The sequence below is a fragment of the Arthrobacter sp. C152 genome (assembly GCF_054890965.1).
On sequence record NZ_JBTZSU010000003.1, the window covers coordinates 163,464 to 180,652 of the forward strand.

At 68.9% G+C, this 17,189-nt stretch carries 17 protein-coding genes; 13 read left to right on the forward strand and 4 right to left on the reverse strand.

Annotated elements, in window-relative coordinates:
- Positions 1-4 precede the first annotated feature (4 nt).
- Positions 5-1,594, reverse strand: a complete 1,590-nt coding sequence (locus tag ACYSM9_RS03465) for an alkaline phosphatase D family protein (RefSeq protein ID WP_461855671.1) — start codon at positions 1,592-1,594, stop codon at positions 5-7.
- Between the two features lie 185 nt (positions 1,595-1,779).
- Here ACYSM9_RS03465 and ACYSM9_RS03470 point away from each other — a divergent pair, with 185 nt between their 5' ends.
- The 6 genes from ACYSM9_RS03470 to ACYSM9_RS03495 all read left to right on the forward strand — a co-directional run bounded on the left by ACYSM9_RS03470 (position 1,780) and on the right by ACYSM9_RS03495 (position 9,173).
- Positions 1,780-2,559 carry an SDR family oxidoreductase gene (locus ACYSM9_RS03470; protein WP_461855608.1) on the forward strand — a complete coding sequence of 260 codons (780 nt, stop codon included), beginning with the start codon at positions 1,780-1,782 and terminating at the stop codon, positions 2,557-2,559.
- A 134-nt stretch (positions 2,560-2,693) separates the two neighbouring features.
- Positions 2,694-3,368, forward strand: a complete 675-nt coding sequence (locus ACYSM9_RS03475; RefSeq protein ID WP_461855609.1) for a hypothetical protein — start codon at positions 2,694-2,696, stop codon at positions 3,366-3,368.
- Between the two features lie 17 nt (positions 3,369-3,385).
- Entirely contained in the window at positions 3,386-3,997 is a 612-nt protein-coding gene (locus tag ACYSM9_RS03480; protein ID WP_461855610.1) for a hypothetical protein, read from the forward strand.
- Positions 3,998-4,012: 15 nt separating this feature from the next.
- A complete protein-coding gene (locus ACYSM9_RS03485) occupies positions 4,013-4,651 on the forward strand; it encodes a class I SAM-dependent methyltransferase (protein WP_461855611.1) in 639 nt (212 codons plus the stop codon).
- Complete coding sequence (gene mgtA / locus ACYSM9_RS03490) at positions 4,648-7,371, forward strand: magnesium-translocating P-type ATPase (protein ID WP_461855612.1); 2,724 nt, start codon at positions 4,648-4,650, stop codon at positions 7,369-7,371. Before ACYSM9_RS03485 ends, mgtA begins: the two co-directional genes overlap by 4 nt.
- 125 nt (positions 7,372-7,496) lie before the next feature.
- A complete protein-coding gene (locus ACYSM9_RS03495) occupies positions 7,497-9,173 on the forward strand; it encodes a GAF domain-containing sensor histidine kinase (RefSeq protein WP_461855613.1) in 1,677 nt (558 codons plus the stop codon).
- Positions 9,174-9,213: 40 nt separating this feature from the next.
- Here the strand turns inward: ACYSM9_RS03495 and ACYSM9_RS03500 are convergent, their stop codons facing one another.
- Positions 9,214-9,900: a response regulator gene (locus tag ACYSM9_RS03500; protein ID WP_461855614.1), complete on the reverse strand. Its 687-nt coding sequence runs from the start codon at positions 9,898-9,900 to the stop codon at positions 9,214-9,216.
- A gap of 345 nt (positions 9,901-10,245) precedes the next feature.
- Here ACYSM9_RS03500 and ACYSM9_RS03505 point away from each other — a divergent pair, with 345 nt between their 5' ends.
- Entirely contained in the window at positions 10,246-10,998 is a 753-nt protein-coding gene (locus tag ACYSM9_RS03505; RefSeq protein ID WP_461855615.1) for a collagen-like triple helix repeat-containing protein, read from the forward strand.
- A gap of 45 nt (positions 10,999-11,043) precedes the next feature.
- On the opposite strand, the gene ACYSM9_RS03510 is transcribed toward ACYSM9_RS03505, so the two are convergent.
- Positions 11,044-12,294: a flavin-containing monooxygenase gene (locus ACYSM9_RS03510; RefSeq protein WP_461855616.1), complete on the reverse strand. Its 1,251-nt coding sequence runs from the start codon at positions 12,292-12,294 to the stop codon at positions 11,044-11,046.
- Positions 12,295-12,296: 2 nt separating this feature from the next.
- Positions 12,297-12,710: a TfoX/Sxy family protein gene (locus ACYSM9_RS03515; RefSeq protein ID WP_461855617.1), complete on the reverse strand. Its 414-nt coding sequence runs from the start codon at positions 12,708-12,710 to the stop codon at positions 12,297-12,299.
- 226 nt (positions 12,711-12,936) lie between these two features.
- Between ACYSM9_RS03515 and ACYSM9_RS03520 the strand changes: the two genes are divergently transcribed.
- From ACYSM9_RS03520 to ACYSM9_RS03545, 6 genes are all read left to right on the forward strand, one after another.
- Entirely contained in the window at positions 12,937-13,407 is a 471-nt protein-coding gene (locus ACYSM9_RS03520; protein ID WP_461855618.1) for a hypothetical protein, read from the forward strand.
- Positions 13,404-14,633 carry an Nramp family divalent metal transporter gene (locus tag ACYSM9_RS03525; RefSeq protein WP_461855619.1) on the forward strand — a complete coding sequence of 410 codons (1,230 nt, stop codon included), beginning with the start codon at positions 13,404-13,406 and terminating at the stop codon, positions 14,631-14,633. Before ACYSM9_RS03520 ends, ACYSM9_RS03525 begins: the two co-directional genes overlap by 4 nt.
- Positions 14,630-15,037, forward strand: coding sequence for a hypothetical protein (locus tag ACYSM9_RS03530; protein WP_461855620.1), 408 nt, complete (start codon positions 14,630-14,632; stop codon positions 15,035-15,037). The genes ACYSM9_RS03525 and ACYSM9_RS03530 overlap by 4 nt, the downstream gene beginning before the upstream one ends.
- A complete protein-coding gene (locus tag ACYSM9_RS03535) occupies positions 15,024-15,371 on the forward strand; it encodes a PRC-barrel domain-containing protein (RefSeq protein WP_461855621.1) in 348 nt (115 codons plus the stop codon). The genes ACYSM9_RS03530 and ACYSM9_RS03535 overlap by 14 nt, the downstream gene beginning before the upstream one ends.
- A 196-nt stretch (positions 15,372-15,567) precedes the next feature.
- Complete coding sequence (locus ACYSM9_RS03540; protein ID WP_015936345.1) at positions 15,568-15,771, forward strand: cold-shock protein; 204 nt, start codon at positions 15,568-15,570, stop codon at positions 15,769-15,771.
- A 538-nt stretch (positions 15,772-16,309) separates the two neighbouring features.
- Positions 16,310-17,161, forward strand: coding sequence for a plastocyanin/azurin family copper-binding protein (locus ACYSM9_RS03545; protein WP_461855622.1), 852 nt, complete (start codon positions 16,310-16,312; stop codon positions 17,159-17,161).
- Positions 17,162-17,189 lie beyond the last annotated feature (28 nt).

Here is a 17,189-nt window from a genome sequence, read left to right on the forward strand (position 1 = left end):
TGGTTCAGGCGCGCCGCTGCAGCCCCGGGACGCCGTCGCCGATCTCGAAGGAGGCCTTCGTGGCAACCGGTGCGCCCGGCGTGGTGACGTGGTCCAGCACCCGGAAGTCCGCCGTCATCGAATCCCTGGTGATGCGCGTGGTCACATAGCCGCGGTTGTCGTTGTAGAACTTCAGGTGCGGGTTCCAGGCCATGGTGGCGTCCGTGGTGGAGCCGGTGCCGTTGCCGGTGGAGGTAATGGAGGTGCAGACCAGTTCGGAACCGACCACGGGGGAGGCAGGGTCCTTGTAGTCCACCTTAAGGTCGGTGGCCCAGTGGCGGTGCACGTCCCCGGTCAGCACGACGGCGTTGCGCACCTTCGCGTCGATCCACCCCTGGGTGATGCGGCGGCGGGAGGCGGCGTACCCGTCCCAGCCGTCCATGGAGACGTCGTCCACCTCCAGTGCCTGGGCGCGGTCGCGCTCGGCGAAGAAGACCTGCTGGCCCAGGATGTCCCACCGCTGCGTGGAGTTCCGGAAGCCGTCCAGCAGCCACTTCTCCTGCTCCGCGCCCGTGATGGTCCGGTTTTCCGCCAGCCGTTCGGCCACGTTCTTCTTCCAGCCGTCGCCGGCGAGCTGGTCGTCGCGGTACTGCCGGGTGTCCATCATGTGGAAGTTGGCCAGCTGGCCCCACTGGATCCTCCGGTAGATCTTCATGTCCGGACCGGCGGGCAGTGAGGACGGGCGCAGGGGCATGTTCTCGTAGTACGCCTGGAACGCGGCGGCGCGGCGCTGCCGGAAGTGTTCTGTGCTGTCGTTGAGCTGTGCCGCGTCGCTGTTCTCCGGCACGTCGTCCGCCCAGTTGTTGTCCACCTCGTGGTCATCCCAGACCACTGCCCAGGGTGCGATGGCGTGTGCGGCCTGCAGGTCGGCGTCGGCCTTGTACTGGGCGTGCCGCTGCCGGTAGGTCTCCAGGGTGACGGTCTCCGGGCCCTCGTGGTCGCGCGGGTTGCCTCCGCCGATCACGTAGCTGCCCTTCTTGTATTCGTACAGGTAGTCGCCCAGGTGCAGCACCAGGTCCGGATGATCCTCCGCCAGCCGGCGGTATGCGGTGAAGTAGCCGTGCTCGTATTGCGCGCAGCTGGCGAACGCCATGGCCAGCGCGGCAGGAGTCTCCTGCGGGGCCGGGCTCGTCATCGTGCGGCCCACCGGGCTGATGTGCCGCCCCGCGCGGAACCGGTAGAAGTACTCGCGGCCCGGCTTCAGGCCCCGCAGCTCCACGTGCACGGAGTGCGCCGTCTCGATCCGGGCCTGCTCCACGCCGCGGGCCACCACGGTGCGCATGGCCGCGTCCTCGGCCACCTCCCACTGCACGGCCACGGGGCGGGACGGCATGCCGCCGAGGCCGTCCCCGGCCACCGGGTTGAGCGCCAGCCTGGTCCAGAGGACGAAGCCGTCCGGCCACGGCTCGCCGGACGCGATGCCGAGCATGAAGGGATCGGTGCGGAGGCCGGCGTCGTCAGTGGTGGAAACCGCGACGGCGGCACTTGGCAAAGCGGCGGCCAGTCCGGCCCCGAGGCCGGCGGAGATGAGGGTTCTGCGGGAGATGGTGTCCATGGCTTGCACGCTATTTCCAGCCGTTGTACAGGTTCCGAGAGGCATGTGAATGGCCGGTTAACGGTGTGACAAGAGCTGTTGAGTGACATGCCCAGCGGTGTGTGCAGGCCTTTCGACTCTGGCCGGACGCCGGGCGGCCCGGCACAGTGGGGACCGGACCCCTCCGGCCAGCGAAAGAAGACGCCATGCCCCGCACCTCCGTCATCACCGGCGCCGCGTCCGGCATCGGCAAGGCCACCAGGGAACTGCTGGAGCAGCGCGGGGAACGCGTCATCGGCGTGGACCTCCATGACGCCGAGGTTGTGGCAGATCTTTCCACCGCGGACGGGCGTGCCGGCATGGTGGATGTGGTCCGGGAGGACAGCGGTGGCAGGATCGACGCGATCTACGCCGTCGCGGGGCTCGCCCTGCCGGCACCCCCCACTGTGGCGGTGAACTTCTTCGGCACTGTGGCGACGCTGGAAGGCCTTCGTCCTCTGTTGGCGGGATCGGACGCGCCGCGCGCCCTGCTGGTCTCCTCGATGGCGGCCCTCATGGCCAGCGACGACGATCTCGTGGCCCTGCTGGCCGCTGGGGACGAACCGGCAGCCCTGGCCCGCGCCGAAGTCCTGGCCAAGGAACCGGCCACCGGCGGACTTATCTACTGTTCCACCAAACTTGCGCTCTCCCGGTGGGTCCGCCGCCAGGCCGCCACGGCAGAGTGGGCCGGTGCCGGGATCCCGCTGAATGCAGTGGCACCCGGTGTCATCGCCACACCCATGACGGCAGAGCTGATTGCCACGGAGGAGGCGCGGGCGGCACTGCTGAAGTCGGTTCCCATGCCGCTGAACGGCATTGCCGAACCCATCGTCGTGGCCCGCCTGCTCGCCTGGCTCAACAGCGGGGAGAACACGCACCTGTGCGGGCAGATCGTCTATGTCGACGGCGGCAGCGACGTGGTCCTGCGCGGCGACTCGGTCTGGTGAGGCGTCCCGCCCGTGCGGCTGACCGACGCGGACTTTAGCCCCTGTTGTGGACTAACCCCCCGGGCGTAGCTTGAATGTGGGTCCCGCAGCCGCGGGCCCACGTTCAAGGGGGCACCATGGCCAGGCCCAGGTTCTTGGCACTCAGCGTTCTCGGCCTTAGCGGCCTGATCGTGCTCACGGGCTGCTTCGGCCCGCCGGCCCCGAGCCCCACCACCAGCTCCCCGGCAGCGACGGCCAGCAGCGCCAGCCCTACGATGACGGCGACCTCCACCCCCACAGCGACCCCGACTGCCTCAGCCAGCAGCCCGGCCGCGCCCACCTCCACGGCTGCCGCGCCGCCGTCGTCCGCCCCCGCCATCCCGCCGCCGACCCAGGAGCCCGTCCCGCCGGGCCTTCCCGAACAGACCGCGCCGCTGACCGTCTACTACGTGGCCGTCGACGACAACGGCGTGTCCGGTCCCCGGATCGGGTGCGGCGACAGCCTCGTCGCCACCACCACGGCGCCCGTGACCTTCCGCGACCAGGTGGGCCCGAGCATTAACGCCCTGCTTGCCAACAAGAGCCGCGACGTCGGCCTGTCCGGGCTCATCAACGCCCTGTACCAGTCCAGCCTCACCTACCTCGGCGGCGAGCTGGACGGCAGCACCATCACCATCTGGCTCTCGGGACAGTTCATGCTCGGCGGCGTGTGCGACATCCCCCGGGCGAAGGCCCAGCTGGAATACACCGCCATGGCGGCCTCCGGGGCCACGAGTGCCCAGGTGTTCATCAACAACCGCCCGATCGACGAGGTGCTGAGCCTCAAATAGCGGACCAAGGACCAACCATGAAACGCTTGCCCGCCGGACTGTGCATGGCGGCCGCCATCTCCCTGGCGGCGGCGCCGGCCGGGGCTGCTCCGAACATCCACCCCATCGTGTCCACGCACGGGGCCGCTACCGTGGTCACGACTGAGGGCTGCCGGCAGACCGAAATCTTCGTCTCCTCCAGCCTTGCGATGTACGCGGACCAGCCGGACCCGGTGGGCAGGCAGGGAAGCACCGCCGTGGCCGTCCGCGTGACCGACACATGCTCCCAGCCGGCCGGCGGCGGCACCGTGCTGTACGAGGCTGACGCACGGAACTTCGCGCCCCTGGTGGCTGACCCGGGGCTGGCCTCCGCGTCCGTCACCACGGACCTGCCCGGCACCGACGGGGCTGGAAACCCGGTGACGGTAAGCCTTGAGGCCACCTGGGCCGGCACCGGCCCGCTCTTCCACGATCCCGTGGCCGACATCACCAGGATGGGTGCCACCGCCCGGGTGTCCGTCATGGTCGGCGCCCTTGCGGCCTCCGGCACGGACAGCAACGCCATCCTTGAACAGGTGGCGTCCCGGTGCATCGAACCGGCTCGGCCAGGCGTGGAGGACTTCTTCCCCTGCCCCGGGTTCCCCGGGTAGCGGTACAGTCACGGAATGGACCGCCTCCAGCACCCGCTCTTTGCCCGGGCCTTCGCCAGCGCGGTAGGTGAAATGGACCGGCGCGGCGCCCGTGAACACCGCCGCCGGATCGTGTCCGGCCTGCAGGGTTCGGTCATCGAAATCGGTGCCGGGGCGGGATCGTCCTTCGCGCTTTACCCGCCTGCTGTCACCCACGTCCTGGCCCTGGAACCCGATGACTACCTCCGGGATGTTGCCACGCAGGCGGCCGCGGAAGCCCCCGTCCCAGTCACCGTGGTGGACCCGGCCGCCGAGCATATTCCCGTCGACACCGGCAGCGCCGACGCCGTGGTGGCCAGCCTCGTGCTGTGCAGCGTCCAGGACCAGGCCGCCGTCCTTGCGGAGATCCGCCGGGTCCTGCGCCCCGGCGGCACGCTGGCCTTCTACGAACACGTGCGGTCCAACAATCCGGTCCTGGCGGCGGTGGAAGACCTGCTCACTCCCTTGTGGGGGCGCTTCATGGGCGGCTGCCACCTGAACGGGGACACCCTTACTGCCATCGCGGCCGCCGGGTTCACGGTGGGGGACAGCTGGCGCTTCAACTTCGCCGTGGCGCGGCTGAACCCTCCCATGGCCCATATCCTGGGCACCGCCACGAGCCCCGGCCCGGCATGACCGACCTGCAGGTCCGGGAGCACACCGCGCCCCGGCTGTCCCTCACCGACGCCGCCGCCCTGTCACCGGGGCAGGCACTGGAACGGCTCGGTTCCGGCCTGCGCGGCTTGTCGGAAGACGAAGCGGCGGCCCGACTGGCGCAGCTGGGGCCGAACGCCGTCCGAACCCACCGGGCCAACGCCTGGGCCGTGCTGGGACGCCAGTTCGCCAGCCCCATCCTGATCCTGCTGATCGCCACCGCCGCCCTGTCCCTGTTCCTGGGCGACGCCACCAACTCCATCGTCATCGGGGTCATCCTGCTGGTCAGCGTGGGCCTCGGCTTCGCCAACGAATACCGGGCCGAGCTTGCCTCCGAAGCCCTGCATTCCCGCGTGACGCACCGGGCCGCCGTCGAGCGTGGCGGAACCGTCCGGGACGTGGACGTGACCGCCCTGGTTCCCGGCGACGTCGTCCACCTCTCCCTGGGCGCCATCATCCCCGCGGACCTCCGCCTCCTGGCCACCCAAGACCTCCTGTGCGACGAAAGCATCCTGACCGGCGAGTCCCAGCCGGCCGCCAAGGACCCCGCACCGGTGCCTGCCGGCGCGGCCCTGGCGGACCTCACCTCCTGCGCCTTCATGGGCACCGTGGTCCAGTCCGGCAGCTGCAGCGGCGTGGTGGTGGCCACCGGCGGCCGCGCCGAGTTCGGCCGGATCGCGCTGGGCCTGGGCGAACGGCAGCCGCAGACCGAGTTCCAGCTGGGACTCAAGCGCTTCTCGTTCCTGCTGCTGCAGGTGGCCATCGTTCTCACGTCCCTGATCTTCATCGCCAACATCCTGCTGCAGCGGCCCCTGCTGGAATCGCTGCTGTTCTCGCTGGCCATCGCCGTGGGCATCACGCCGCAGCTGCTGCCCGCCGTCGTCAGCACCAGCCTGGCCGCCGGCACCCGCCAGCTGGCCAGGCGGAAAGTCCTGGTGAAGCGGCTGGTCTGCATCGAGGACCTGGGGGACATGGACATCCTGGTCACGGACAAGACCGGCACCCTCACCGAAGGGAAGATCAGCTACACGGGTGCCCTGCCGGCCTCCCCGGACGTGTCCGACGACGGCCTGCTGACCCTGGGGCTGCTGGCCACGGAGGCGGACTACACGGAAGCGAAGGTGTCGGCTGCCGGGCAGAACCCGCTGGACGCGGCGCTATGGGAGAGCGCGGGCGCGGCAGCCTTCGACCCCGCCCGCTTCGAGCGGCTGGACCTCATCGGCTTCGACCACCGGCGGCGGCGCACCACCGCGCTGGTCCGCGAAGCGGGCGGCCCTGCCCGGCTGGTCACCAAGGGCGCACCGGAGGACGTCCTGGCGCTGTGCGGGCCCATCCCGGCCGCTGTGCAGGCGCTGCTGGAGGAACAGTTCGACGCCGGCGCCCGGGTGGTTGCCGTGGCCACCGGCCGTGCCCCGGGGCTGGCGCAGCTGGTCCCCGCGGACGAAAAGGACCTCACCCTGGCCGGTTTCCTCGTGTTCCTGGACCGGCCCAAGGCGAACGCCCGGCAGTCCCTGGACCGGCTGGAAGCGCTGGGCATTGCGGTGAAACTGGCCACCGGGGACAACGCGAAGGTGGCGGAGAAGGTCTGCGCGGACCTGGACGTCAGCTCCGGCGGCACGCTCACCGGCGCCGAGGTGGAGGGAATGTCCGACGCCGACCTGGCCGCCGCGGCGCGCACGGCCACCATCTTTGCCCGCGTCTCCCCGGAGCAAAAGGCCCGCATCATCACTCTGCTGCGGGAAAGCGGCGGCGCGGTGGGCTTCATGGGCGACGGCGTCAACGACGCCCTGGCACTGCACCAGGCGGACATCGGCATCTCCGTCGATACCGCAACGGACGTGGCGAAGGACGCGGCCGACGTCGTCCTCCTCGACAAGGACCTCGGCGTCCTGGCGGACGGGGTGATGGAGGGGCGGCGGATCTTCGCCAACACCATCAAGTACGTGCTGATGGGCACCTCCAGCAACTTCGGCAACATGTTCAGCGCCGCGGTTGCATCAGTGGTGCTGAGCTTCCTGCCCATGCTCCCCGGCCAGATCCTGCTGAACAACCTCCTGTACGACACCGGCCAGCTGGCCATCCCCGGTGACCGCGTGGACAGGGAACAGCTGCGGGCGCCCTCGCACTGGAACATCGCGTTCATCCGGCGGTTCATGCTGCTCTTCGGACCCATCAGTTCGCTGTTCGACTTCGCCACGTTCGCCCTGATGCTGTTCGTGTTCACCGCCGCGCCGGGGGAGTTCCGGGCCGGCTGGTTCATCGAATCCATCGCCACCCAGACGCTCATCATCTTCGCCATCCGCACCCGGCGCGTCCCGTTCCTGCGCAGCCGCCCATCGGCCGGGCTGCTCGCGGCGTCACTGGGCGTGGTGGCGCTGGGGGTGTTCCTGCCCCTCTCGCCGCTGGCCGGCCTGCTGGGCTTCGACCCGCTGCCGGTGCCGTTCTTCCTGGCCCTGCTGGGCATGGTGGTGGTCTACCTGGTCCTGGTGGAGCTGGCGAAGCAGTGGTTCTTCGCCCGCGCCCCGCAGCAGCTGCCCGCGGTGCCGCCGCCGGTCCAGCGCCGGCACGCCACCCACCACATCTCCCGCCGGGCGTTCCGCTTCAGCAGCCCGGCCCGGGTGCGCGGGGCGAAGGCGCTGCAGGTCAGGCGGGCGCGCCGGGTCCGGCGGGGCGGCGCGAAGTTGGGGGCAACCCGGCCGTAATCGCGGGGTACGCCCGCGATCCGGGTTGTTAGCATGGGAGTGAGAGACGCTGGGGGCTGTCACTTATACCGGATCAGGGCGAAGCAGCCCGCCCTGAATGATGCGGATTCTGAGGTGTTTTCTCGATGTGGCGTGAACCGATCAGGCGGCGGACCAGGGAGCTCCTGCGTGAGTTCGTAGACCGGGCAGATGACCTGGTCAGGGCGCAGGAACACGTGGAGGGGCTGCTTGGCGCGGTCGTGTCCATGGCGGAGGACCTGAGCCTGGAGGCGGTCCTGGACCGGGTGGTCCAATCGGCGTGCGAACTTGTCGGGGCGCGGTACGGGGCGCTGGGCGTCATCGGCGAGGACCAGAACCTCAGCCACTTCATTACCGTCGGCGTGGACGAGGACGGCGCCCGGCTCATCGGTGACCTTCCCACCGGCCACGGTGTCCTGGGGCATCTGATCCGCGAACCCAAACCGCTGCGCCTCCATGACCTGGGCGAGCACCCGATCGCCGTCGGATTCCCCGCGGAGCACCCGCCGATGCGGACCTTCCTGGGCGTCCCCGTCCGGGTACGGGATGAAGTGTTCGGGAACCTGTACCTGACGGAGAAAGTCGACGGCCAGGATTTCACGGCGGAGGATGAGGATTTCGCGGTGGCCCTCGCCAGCGCGGCGGGCGTGGCCATCCAGAACGCGCGGTTGTACGAAGACAGCAACCGCCGCCAACAGTGGCTGGAAGCGGGAATCGAAGTCAGCGACCGGTTGAAGGCCCAGCCGGGGTCCGATACCGAAAACCTGGACATGATCGCGGAACGGGCGCTGCACGCCTCCGGTTCGGCGTTGGCCGTGATCGCGTCCGTTGCCGGGGACGGCAGCCTGAGGTGCCGGACGTCGCTGGGAGAGCAGTCGGTGCCGGCCGGGCAGGAGCTGCCCGGGGGAGCCGCCCTGGCCGATGTGCTGGCGGCCGGCGGGTCCCGGATCTTCACGGACCCGCGCAAGGTCTTCGACCCGGAAACGGCGGAAAAGCTGGGGCCCGTCCTCGTGGCCGCCCTGGGCAGCGACAGTGACGGCCAGCGGGACAGCCTGCTGATCCTGGCCCGCCCCGGCGGCGGACCCCGCTACACGGACGTTGATGTTGAACAGAGCGCGGTGTTCGCTTCCCGGATCGGCCTGACCCTTGACCTGCTGAAGGCAAACCAGCTGCGGGAAGAACACGCGTTGTTCATTGACCGGGAACGGATCGCCACGGACCTGCACGACCTGGTCATCCAGCGGTTGTTCGCTGCCGGACTCAGCATCCAGAGCCTGCGCCGGTACACGTCGGACCCGGCGGCCCATGAACGCCGCATCGCCAATATCACCACGGAGCTGGACGATTGCATCCACCAGCTCCGCAACACCATCTACTCGCTGCAGGCCCGGGAACCGGACGGGGAGCTTCTCAGCGGCCGGGTCCTGCGGGCTGTCCAGGACGCTGCCAACGCTGCCGGCTTCCTCCCGAGGATCCAGCTCTCGGGTCCCGTTGATGACGCCGTCGGCGACGAGGTGGCCGAGCAGCTGCTGCCGGTGCTCTACGAGAGCGTCAGCAACGCCGTCCGGCATTCCGGGTCGGAGGACATCCAGGTCCTGCTCGCGGTGCACCAGGGCGAAGTGGTGCTCACCGTCCGCGACCACGGGCGGGGATTCAAGGATCCCGGTCGGGTGAGCGGGCTGGACAACATGAAGAGCCGCGCAGCCCGGCTCGGCGGCACCTGCGAGGTGGACAGCTCGCCGGGACACGGCACGACCGTGACCTGGACGGCGCCCACCCCTTAGTCCGCCGAACCCTGCCTGTCTTACGCGGACAGGTCCTGCCTCAGTGCAGCAGTTCCCAGGCGCGGGGAATCGGGGCGGGATTCAGATGGCCGCGGCGCCGGAAGCCCAGCTTGTGGAGCACTGAGGACACGCAACCGGCAACGGCCGCTTCGGCGAGCATCATTTCCTGCCCGATCTGCCTGTTGGTCAGGCCCGCGGCCATGAAGGCGAGGACCGCGCGCTCCGTCCGCGTCATGGCCTCCAGCCAGGGAGCGGCTGCCGACGCGTGGAGGCTTTGGGCGACCCGTTCCCTGACACCGGCCCCCATGACGGGGGTACCCGCGGCGGCGCTGCGGATGCGCGCGAGCAGTTCGTCGGTGTCTCCGACCCGTTTGAGCACATACCCCGAAGCCCCGGCCAGGACCGCCGCCCGCACCGCCTGTTGTTCATCCCAGCCCGTCAGGATCAGGCATTTCACGTCCGGGGCGGTTGAGCGGACCTCGCGGCAAACCTCGATGCCCGTACCGTCCGGGAGGCGGTCGTCAAGGACGGCAAGGTCGGGTTTCAGGCTGGAAATCAGGCTCGTGGCTTCCGCCGCCGACCCGCTTTCGCCGACGATGTCAAAGCCGTCGTGCTCAAGCATTTCCCTTAATCCCTGCCGCACCAGTTTGTGGTCATTGAGGATGAAGATCCGTGCCGGGGGCGAAGGGGACCGGTCCTGACCCTGGGGTGTTGCTGGTGTATCCATGAAGACGCTCTCATCGGCTCGCCTTCCCGGCCACCTCGTCTAATGCGGCTGCCCCATCCGGAAGGAACTCCCTACATCATCCAGCAATGTGCCACGTGCTGTCAGGGCCGAAAGTCCGGGGCGGGTTCGGATTCCGGTCAGGCAGCCCTCGGTTCGGGGTGAGCAGGAAGATTTCCAGGGACTGCAGTGCAGCGTCCGCGTCGTCGAAGGCCGGGTTGCGGTGCGGGTCCCCCGCAACCCGGGGGAAGGCGGGGGCTTTGTGCCCTGTTTCCGGATCGGGCGCCGGTCCTAGCCTGATTTAAGCAGCGCGGCACACGGCCGCCTGCCGGATCCGGGAGGCACACGGTGAAATCGGCAAACGCAAGCATCATCGCAGGCATAGTCCTCATGGCGCTGGGTGTGCTGTTGCTGCTGGACCGGCTCGGTGTCATGGACAGTGCCGCGTTCGTGGCACCGGTGGTATTCGCCGCCGTCGGGGTGCTGTTCCTGTCCCTCTTCGCCCGGCGCCGGGAGAACTGGTGGGCGGCCATTCCCGGTTCCGTGTTCCTGGGCCTCGCCGCGGTCATCACCGCCACGCAGCTGACCGATGGCGCCTGGGGCGCAGCCTTCCTGTTCCTCTTCATGGGCGCAGGATTCGCCGCGGTGTACCTGCGTGAGCGCACCAACTGGTGGGCCCTGATTCCGTCCGGCGTCATGTTTACCCTGGCCCTCATCGTGGCCCTCCCGCAGGCCCTGCAGGGCACACCCACGGCCGCCGTCCTCTTCCTGGGCCTGGCGGCCACGTTCGGGGCGCTGTCCCTGGTCCCGGTAAGGGACTCCGGCCAGGCCGGCCGCGCCGGCCAGCCCGGACAGCCCGGTGAGCCCGGACAGCCCGGTGAGCCCGCCGGGGACGTGCGGATGAGGTGGCCGCTGCTCCCGGCCGGGATCCTCGCGGTCATGGGCCTGATCTTCGTCGCCCAGTCCACGGCCCTGTTCATCCCCATGGACTTCGCCGTGCCCGCCGTCATGATCCTGGCGGGGATCACGCTGATGGTCTACGCCTACCTCACCCACCGCGACGGGCGGCAGAAAGCGCACGGCCCGGGCCACCAGCTGTAGGGCCGGCCAGCTTGGCAGACGGGCTGCCGCCGGGTGCCGGGCGGGTCACCTGGCAGCCAAATGGCCCGCCACGTACTCCGCGTCCGGCCCCACGCCGGCGAGGGTGGCGGAGATGTGCCGCGTCAGCCAGGGAAGCCCGACGGCGTACAGGCCCGGGTGCTCCGTGACCCCGGCCACGTGGCGGGGGTAGTTCCACTGGTCCAGGACCGGAAGGTCGAGCATGCTGAAGTCCAGCGCGTAGCCCGTGCACCAGATCACCGACGTGATGCCTTCCGCGTGAAGGTCCAGCCGGGCCCCGGACGTGGAGGGCAGCCAGTCATCCGCCGGAGGCTCTTCGGCTTCGGGGGCGTCGATCCCGGCCGCCCTGATCAGCGCGTCGGCCAGCACCTTGAGCCGCTGCCCGAACCCCGCCTCCACCATGGCCAGGCGCTGGGGGAGGTCGTCCGTGAAGACCACGGTGCCGCCGTCCGTTCCCTCGAACCTGCCATGCAGCCGGACGCCGCGCCGGCCCAGCCCGCGCAGGTGCACGCTGTGGCCGCCGCCGTTCCCGGACACCAGCGGGTTGCACATGAAGCGGCCGGCGGGGGAGGGCAGTTGGTCCACCTGCAGGGCGTTGATGCCGTACTCCGGTCCCCGGACGTTCACCTGCATGATCCAGTGGAAGATGTCCTGCCCGCGGTACCGCCGCGGTGCTTCGGGGCAGCTGGAGACGGACAGATGGACGGTGCGGCCGGCGTCGAGCAGGTCCTCGGCGATCTGCCCGCCCGACTGTCCGGTTCCCACCACCAGGACCGCGCCCTCCGGCAGTTGCACCGGGTTGCGGTAGGCGTCGCTGTGCAGCTGCAGCACATCAGGGGGGATGCCGACGGCGGACGGCGGGACCCGCGGGTTCTGGAACCCGCCGCTGGCCAGCACCACGTTCCGGGCCGTCCAGGTGCCCCGGCCCGTCTCCAGCGTGAAGCCCGCACCGGTGGGGGAGATGCGGGCGACGGCGGTGTCCAGTTCCACCGGCGCCGCGATGTCCCGTGCGTAGCGCCGGAAGTACTCGATGGTGGCGCTGCGCGGCTGGAACCCGTCCGGGTCCGCCCCGCGGTAGGGCGCCCCGGGCAGGTCCACCGAGAAGTTGGGGGTGTTCAGGTAGAACGAGTCCCACCGGTCCTGCCAGGCGCCACCGAGCGCGGGGCGGCGTTCCAGGAGCCGGTGCTCCACCCCGTGCTGCGTGAGCCAGTAGCTGGTGGCCAGGCCTGCCTGCCCGGCGCCGACCACCACCGTGTGGGTCTCCTGGCGGCCGGCCACGCCTACTTCGCCGCCGCCCGGTTTTCCGTTGGGGGAGCGCCGGCCCTGGCGGGGCGCGTCTTCGGCTCCTTCGCCGGCAGCGTGGCAACGTAGTCCAGCGCCTTCCCGGCCCATGCCCTGGCACGGGAGTCGTCGCCGTCGCCCTCTTCATTCCACACCTCGGGCAGGCCCGTGTACCCGCCCATGGGCCGCTCGGCGGGACCGAACGGCACGGTCCGTTCCGAGGACTCGAGCAGTTCCTTGTCCGCCGCGGACAGTTTCACGCCGATGGTGGACCCGAAGAGGCCGGCGAACATGTTCCCGTTGACGAACGCCCCGAGGTTGCCGAACATCGGTTTCACCACCACGTCCGGGCGGTCCGGAACCACGCGCCGGAAGCGCTCCTTCTCTTCCTCGGTGGCCTTGGGCATCTCCATGGCGTCATCTCCCGGTGGGGTTGGGTCGGCAGGACCTGGATGCAGGATATGCCCATTCGCGGTTGCGGTCGAGGGTGTGCCGGGGGCGCCGGTGGACTGCAAGAAAGATGCTCCTGAACAGGTCAAACGCCGGGAAGGAGTGCTATATATAGCTCAAGGCAACTAATTTTTGGCTGCCGTGCCGCGGGTAACGGATCCGGGTCCCGCCCGGAGGGTGGAGGCGAACGTGCTGAACAGGCCGGCCCCAAACCCCGCCGCCGGCAGGAAGTTCCTGGCCGCCGTCGCCCTGGCCGCGCTCGCCGCCCTCACCGCGTGCGGCGGCAGCACCAGTGAATCGGTGTCGACGGCGGTGAAGGACAGCTCCTCGGCCGTCGCCACCGCGCGCCTCGCCCTGCACCAGGACCTGGACGGCAAGCTGACGCGGGCCGCCACGTCCACCGCCGTCGATGACGGGCTCAAGGAAGTCCAGACCAGCCGCGACACGGTCCTGAAGCTCTCTGCCGCCACGCAGGAGGACCGCGACACGCAAACGCAGGCCCTGGACGTGCTGGAGCGGTGCGCGGCAGGTTTCGCCACCGCCCGTACCGCACTGTCCGCCACGGACGGCGGCGCCCCCTCCCTGGCGGACGGGGACCAGGCGCTCGCAGCCGCCCAGGACGCCCTGAAGCAGCTCGAAGACAAGGTGGGGTCGAAGTGAAGCGGATCCTCGGCGTCGCACTTGGCATCCTCACCGCCATCGGCGGGTTCGTGGACATCGGGGACCTGGTGACCAACGCCGTCGTCGGTTCCCGCTTTGGCCTGTCCCTGGTGTGGGTGGTGCTGCTCGGCGTGGTGGGCATCTGCCTGTTCGCCAACATGTCCGGCCGGGTGGCCGCCGCCTCCGGACGGGCCACGTTCGAGGTGATCCGGGAACGGCTGGGGGCCCGCGCCGGCCTGGCCAACCTCTCGGCGTCGTTCCTGATCAACCTCATGACCGTCACGGCGGAGATCGGCGGCGTGGCCCTGGCCCTGCAGCTGGCCAGCAGCGTGAACTATCTCCTCTGGATCCCCTTGGCGGCCGTGGCGGTGTGGCTGGTGATCTGGCGGGTCAAGTTCTCCATCATGGAAAACGTCACCGGCCTGCTGGGGCTGACGCTGATTGTGTTCGCCGTGGCACTGTTCCTGCTCAAGCCGGACTGGGGAATGCTCGCCGGGCAGGCCCTGCAGCCCGCAGTGCCCGGGGAGGAGACGGTGTGGACCTACAGCTACTACGCCATCGCCCTGTTCGGCGCCGCCATGACACCGTACGAAGTGTTCTTTTTCTCCTCCGGCGCCGTGGAGGAAGGCTGGAGCATCAAGGACCTGATCCAGTCCCGGATCAACGTGCTCGTGGGCTTCCCGCTCGGCGGCCTGCTGTCGGTCGCGATCGCCGGGTGCGCCGCCGTCGTGCTGCTGCCCGCGGGCATCGCAGTGACCTCGCTGTCGCAGGTGGTCCTGCCCGTGGCGGAAGGGGCGGGCAAGCTGGGACTGGCGTTCGTGCTCCTGGGGGTGGTTGCCGCGACGTTCGGCGCCGCCCTGGAGACCACCCTCTCCAGCGGCTACACCCTGGCCCAGTATTTCGGCTGGTCCTGGGGCAAGTTCCGCCGTCCCGCCCAGGCCGCACGGTTCCACCTGGCCATGATCGTCTGCCTGCTGGTGGGCATGGCGGTCCTGGCCACGGGTGTGGACCCCATCCTCGTGACCGAATACTCCGTCGTGTTTTCCGCCATTGCGCTGCCGCTGACCTACCTGCCCATCCTCATCGTGGCCAACGATCCGCAATACATGGGCCAACACGTCAACGGCAGGGCGGTGAATGTGCTGGGCATGGCCTACCTGGTGATCATCCTGGTGGCGTCCGTGGCGGCAATACCCCTCATGATCGTGACAGGAGCAGGCTCATGACCGCCCCAGCCCCGCTGGCCGCCGTTCCGCCCCTTGCCGGGCGCACCCTGGACGCCCAGCTGCACCTGATGGACCGGCAGGTTCTGGATAACGACGGCGTGCCGGTCACCACCGTGGACGACCTCGAACTGGGCGGGGCCGCCCCGGACCAGGAGATCCCGCCGGGCACGCCGGCCCCGGTCCTCACGGCCCTGCTGACCGGTCCCGTACTGGGCACGCGCATCTTTGGCGGCAGGCCGCCGTCGTCCCGGCTGATCCGCATTCCCTGGCACGACGTGGCCGAGGTGGACGTGGTCCTGAAACTGGGCGTCAGCGGCGGGCACCTGGACGCCGGCTGGGTGGAACGCTGGATCCGCGACAAAATTATTGCCCGCATCCCGGGAGGCCGCCGTGATCCTCGGTGACCTGCTGGGTACCGCCGTGCATGATGCCGACGGCGGGCGGCTGGGCCGGGTGGCCGACGCCCGGTTCGTCCTCGATGGTGCCCCGCACCAGCTGCTGTCGGAGCCGCGGCTGCTGGGGCTGGTGGTCAGCCCGCACAGCGTGGCGTCCTTCCTCGGCTATGAGCGGACCGGGCTCACCCAGCCCTGGCCGCTGGCCGGCCTGCTGCGCTGGCGGCACCGCGGCTCGTTCCTGGTGATGTGGGAGGACATCGCCATGATCGGTTCCCGGTCCGTCCGGCTCCGCCCCGGATTCACGCGGTACAGCACGGCGCTGGACGACGGCGGACAGGAGTAGCCTGCCGGGAGGTGTGGTACTGGGCGGCGGCAATCTCCTGTAGTGTGGAGCCTGTTGTTGTGTTTATGCAGTTGGTAGTTCAGGCAGTACGCGCGGTCGAAAGTCCGTGTTCTTCTGAAGTAGCGGTTTTTGAACACCCCACGCCGGAGGGCCCGAAAGTCGGGACTTTGCCTCCACCTTCACGAAGGACAAAATAATGGCTACTGGTACCGTCAAATGGTTTAACGCTGAAAAGGGCTTCGGCTTCATCTCCCCGGACGACTCCTCGCAGGACGTTTTCGCGCACTACTCCGCGATCAACTCCTCCGGCTTCCGCTCCCTCGAAGAGAACCAGAAGGTTTCCTTCGACACCGAGCAGGGCCCCAAGGGTCCCCAGGCCACCAACATCCAGGCTCTCTAATCTCGTAGAGTTCCGGGACCGTTAGGTTTCCCAAAGCAGGGCTTGCCGATTTTCGGCAGGCCCTGTTTTTGCTTAAGCGGCCCCGGACCGCATAACCGGGGCCGGGAACCGCTCGTGCGGTCCAGGGCCGCACTTCTGCAATTGCCGTCTCGACAAAATTCAGTTGAAGGAGCAATCTAAAGGTGCGTCCGCCTTTACGCGTCCTGACACCCCGCGCAAGCGACGGCGTGTGGAATTGAATCCAGCCCTGCGCGGCACCAGTTGGGGTGGTGCAGGTCCGGCATGTGTATGCCGGTTCCGGCTGCCAGCGTCCCGATGCGTGGCGGCCGGTATCTTTACTCCGAAACAATTCGTGGCCGCTTCGGCCCATCAGGCAATGAACGGTCACAGCCGTGCACCGGCCCGTGCGGCCGCGTGCGTCCGAGAAAGTATTGCTATGAAGCGATATCGGGGAATCGATAAGAGATTCAATAAACTCGCATTTGTTGTTGCATTTGCAGCAGCGCTCCTCACCTCCACGGCCGTGGCGGGCCCGGCGGTGGCCTCTGACGGGGGCCACCGGACCTGGACGGTACTGGCAGGCTCCGAGTCCCGCGACCAGGAGATCCAGGGGATGGCCTTCCTCCCGTCCGAGATCTTCATCAACGAGCGGGACACCATCACGTGGAAGGCCAATTCCGCTGAACCCCATACAGTGACATTCCTGGCCGCCGGCCAGTCGCTGCAACCGTTCAACCCGTTCAATGACGACGAGCTGCTGAAGCGCGGCGGGGACCGGTATGACGGACATTCCTATTACAACTCCGGACTCCTGGCCAATGTTGACATTCCGGGGTTCCCCGAGGCGACGAGTTACAGCCTGAAGTTCCCGCGGGAGGGCGACTTCACCTACTACTGCCTGCTCCATGGGATGGTGATGAAGGGTACCGTCCACGTCCGTGAGCAGGGCACGGCGTACCCCTACAGCCAGGCTGATTACGACAAGGCGTCAAGGGCGCAGGAGCGCTCCATCCTCCGGGACGGGCACCAGCTCGATGCCTCCCTGGCCAGCGAGGCCAGCAACCACAGGGTGATCGCGGGCGGTGACGACGGCGTCGCGATGGTCATGCGGTTCATCCGGGACTCGGTCACGGTGCACGTGGGTGACACGGTCGTCTTTGCCAATACAGGCATGGGCGCCCCGCACACTGTCACGTTCGGCACGGAGCCGGCGAACTTCTTTGCCCCCTCCGGAGACCCCTCGCATTTCAGCGGCGGAGACCTCAACTCGGGAATCCTCGAGCCTGGCGATGAGTTCGCTGTGACATTCAAGGCCACCGGAACCTTCAAGTACATCTGCGCACTCCATGACTACATGGGCATGGTGGGCGAGGTGCACGTCGTAGACTAAACGGCGAAACGCGCCCGCGGTCCGGCCT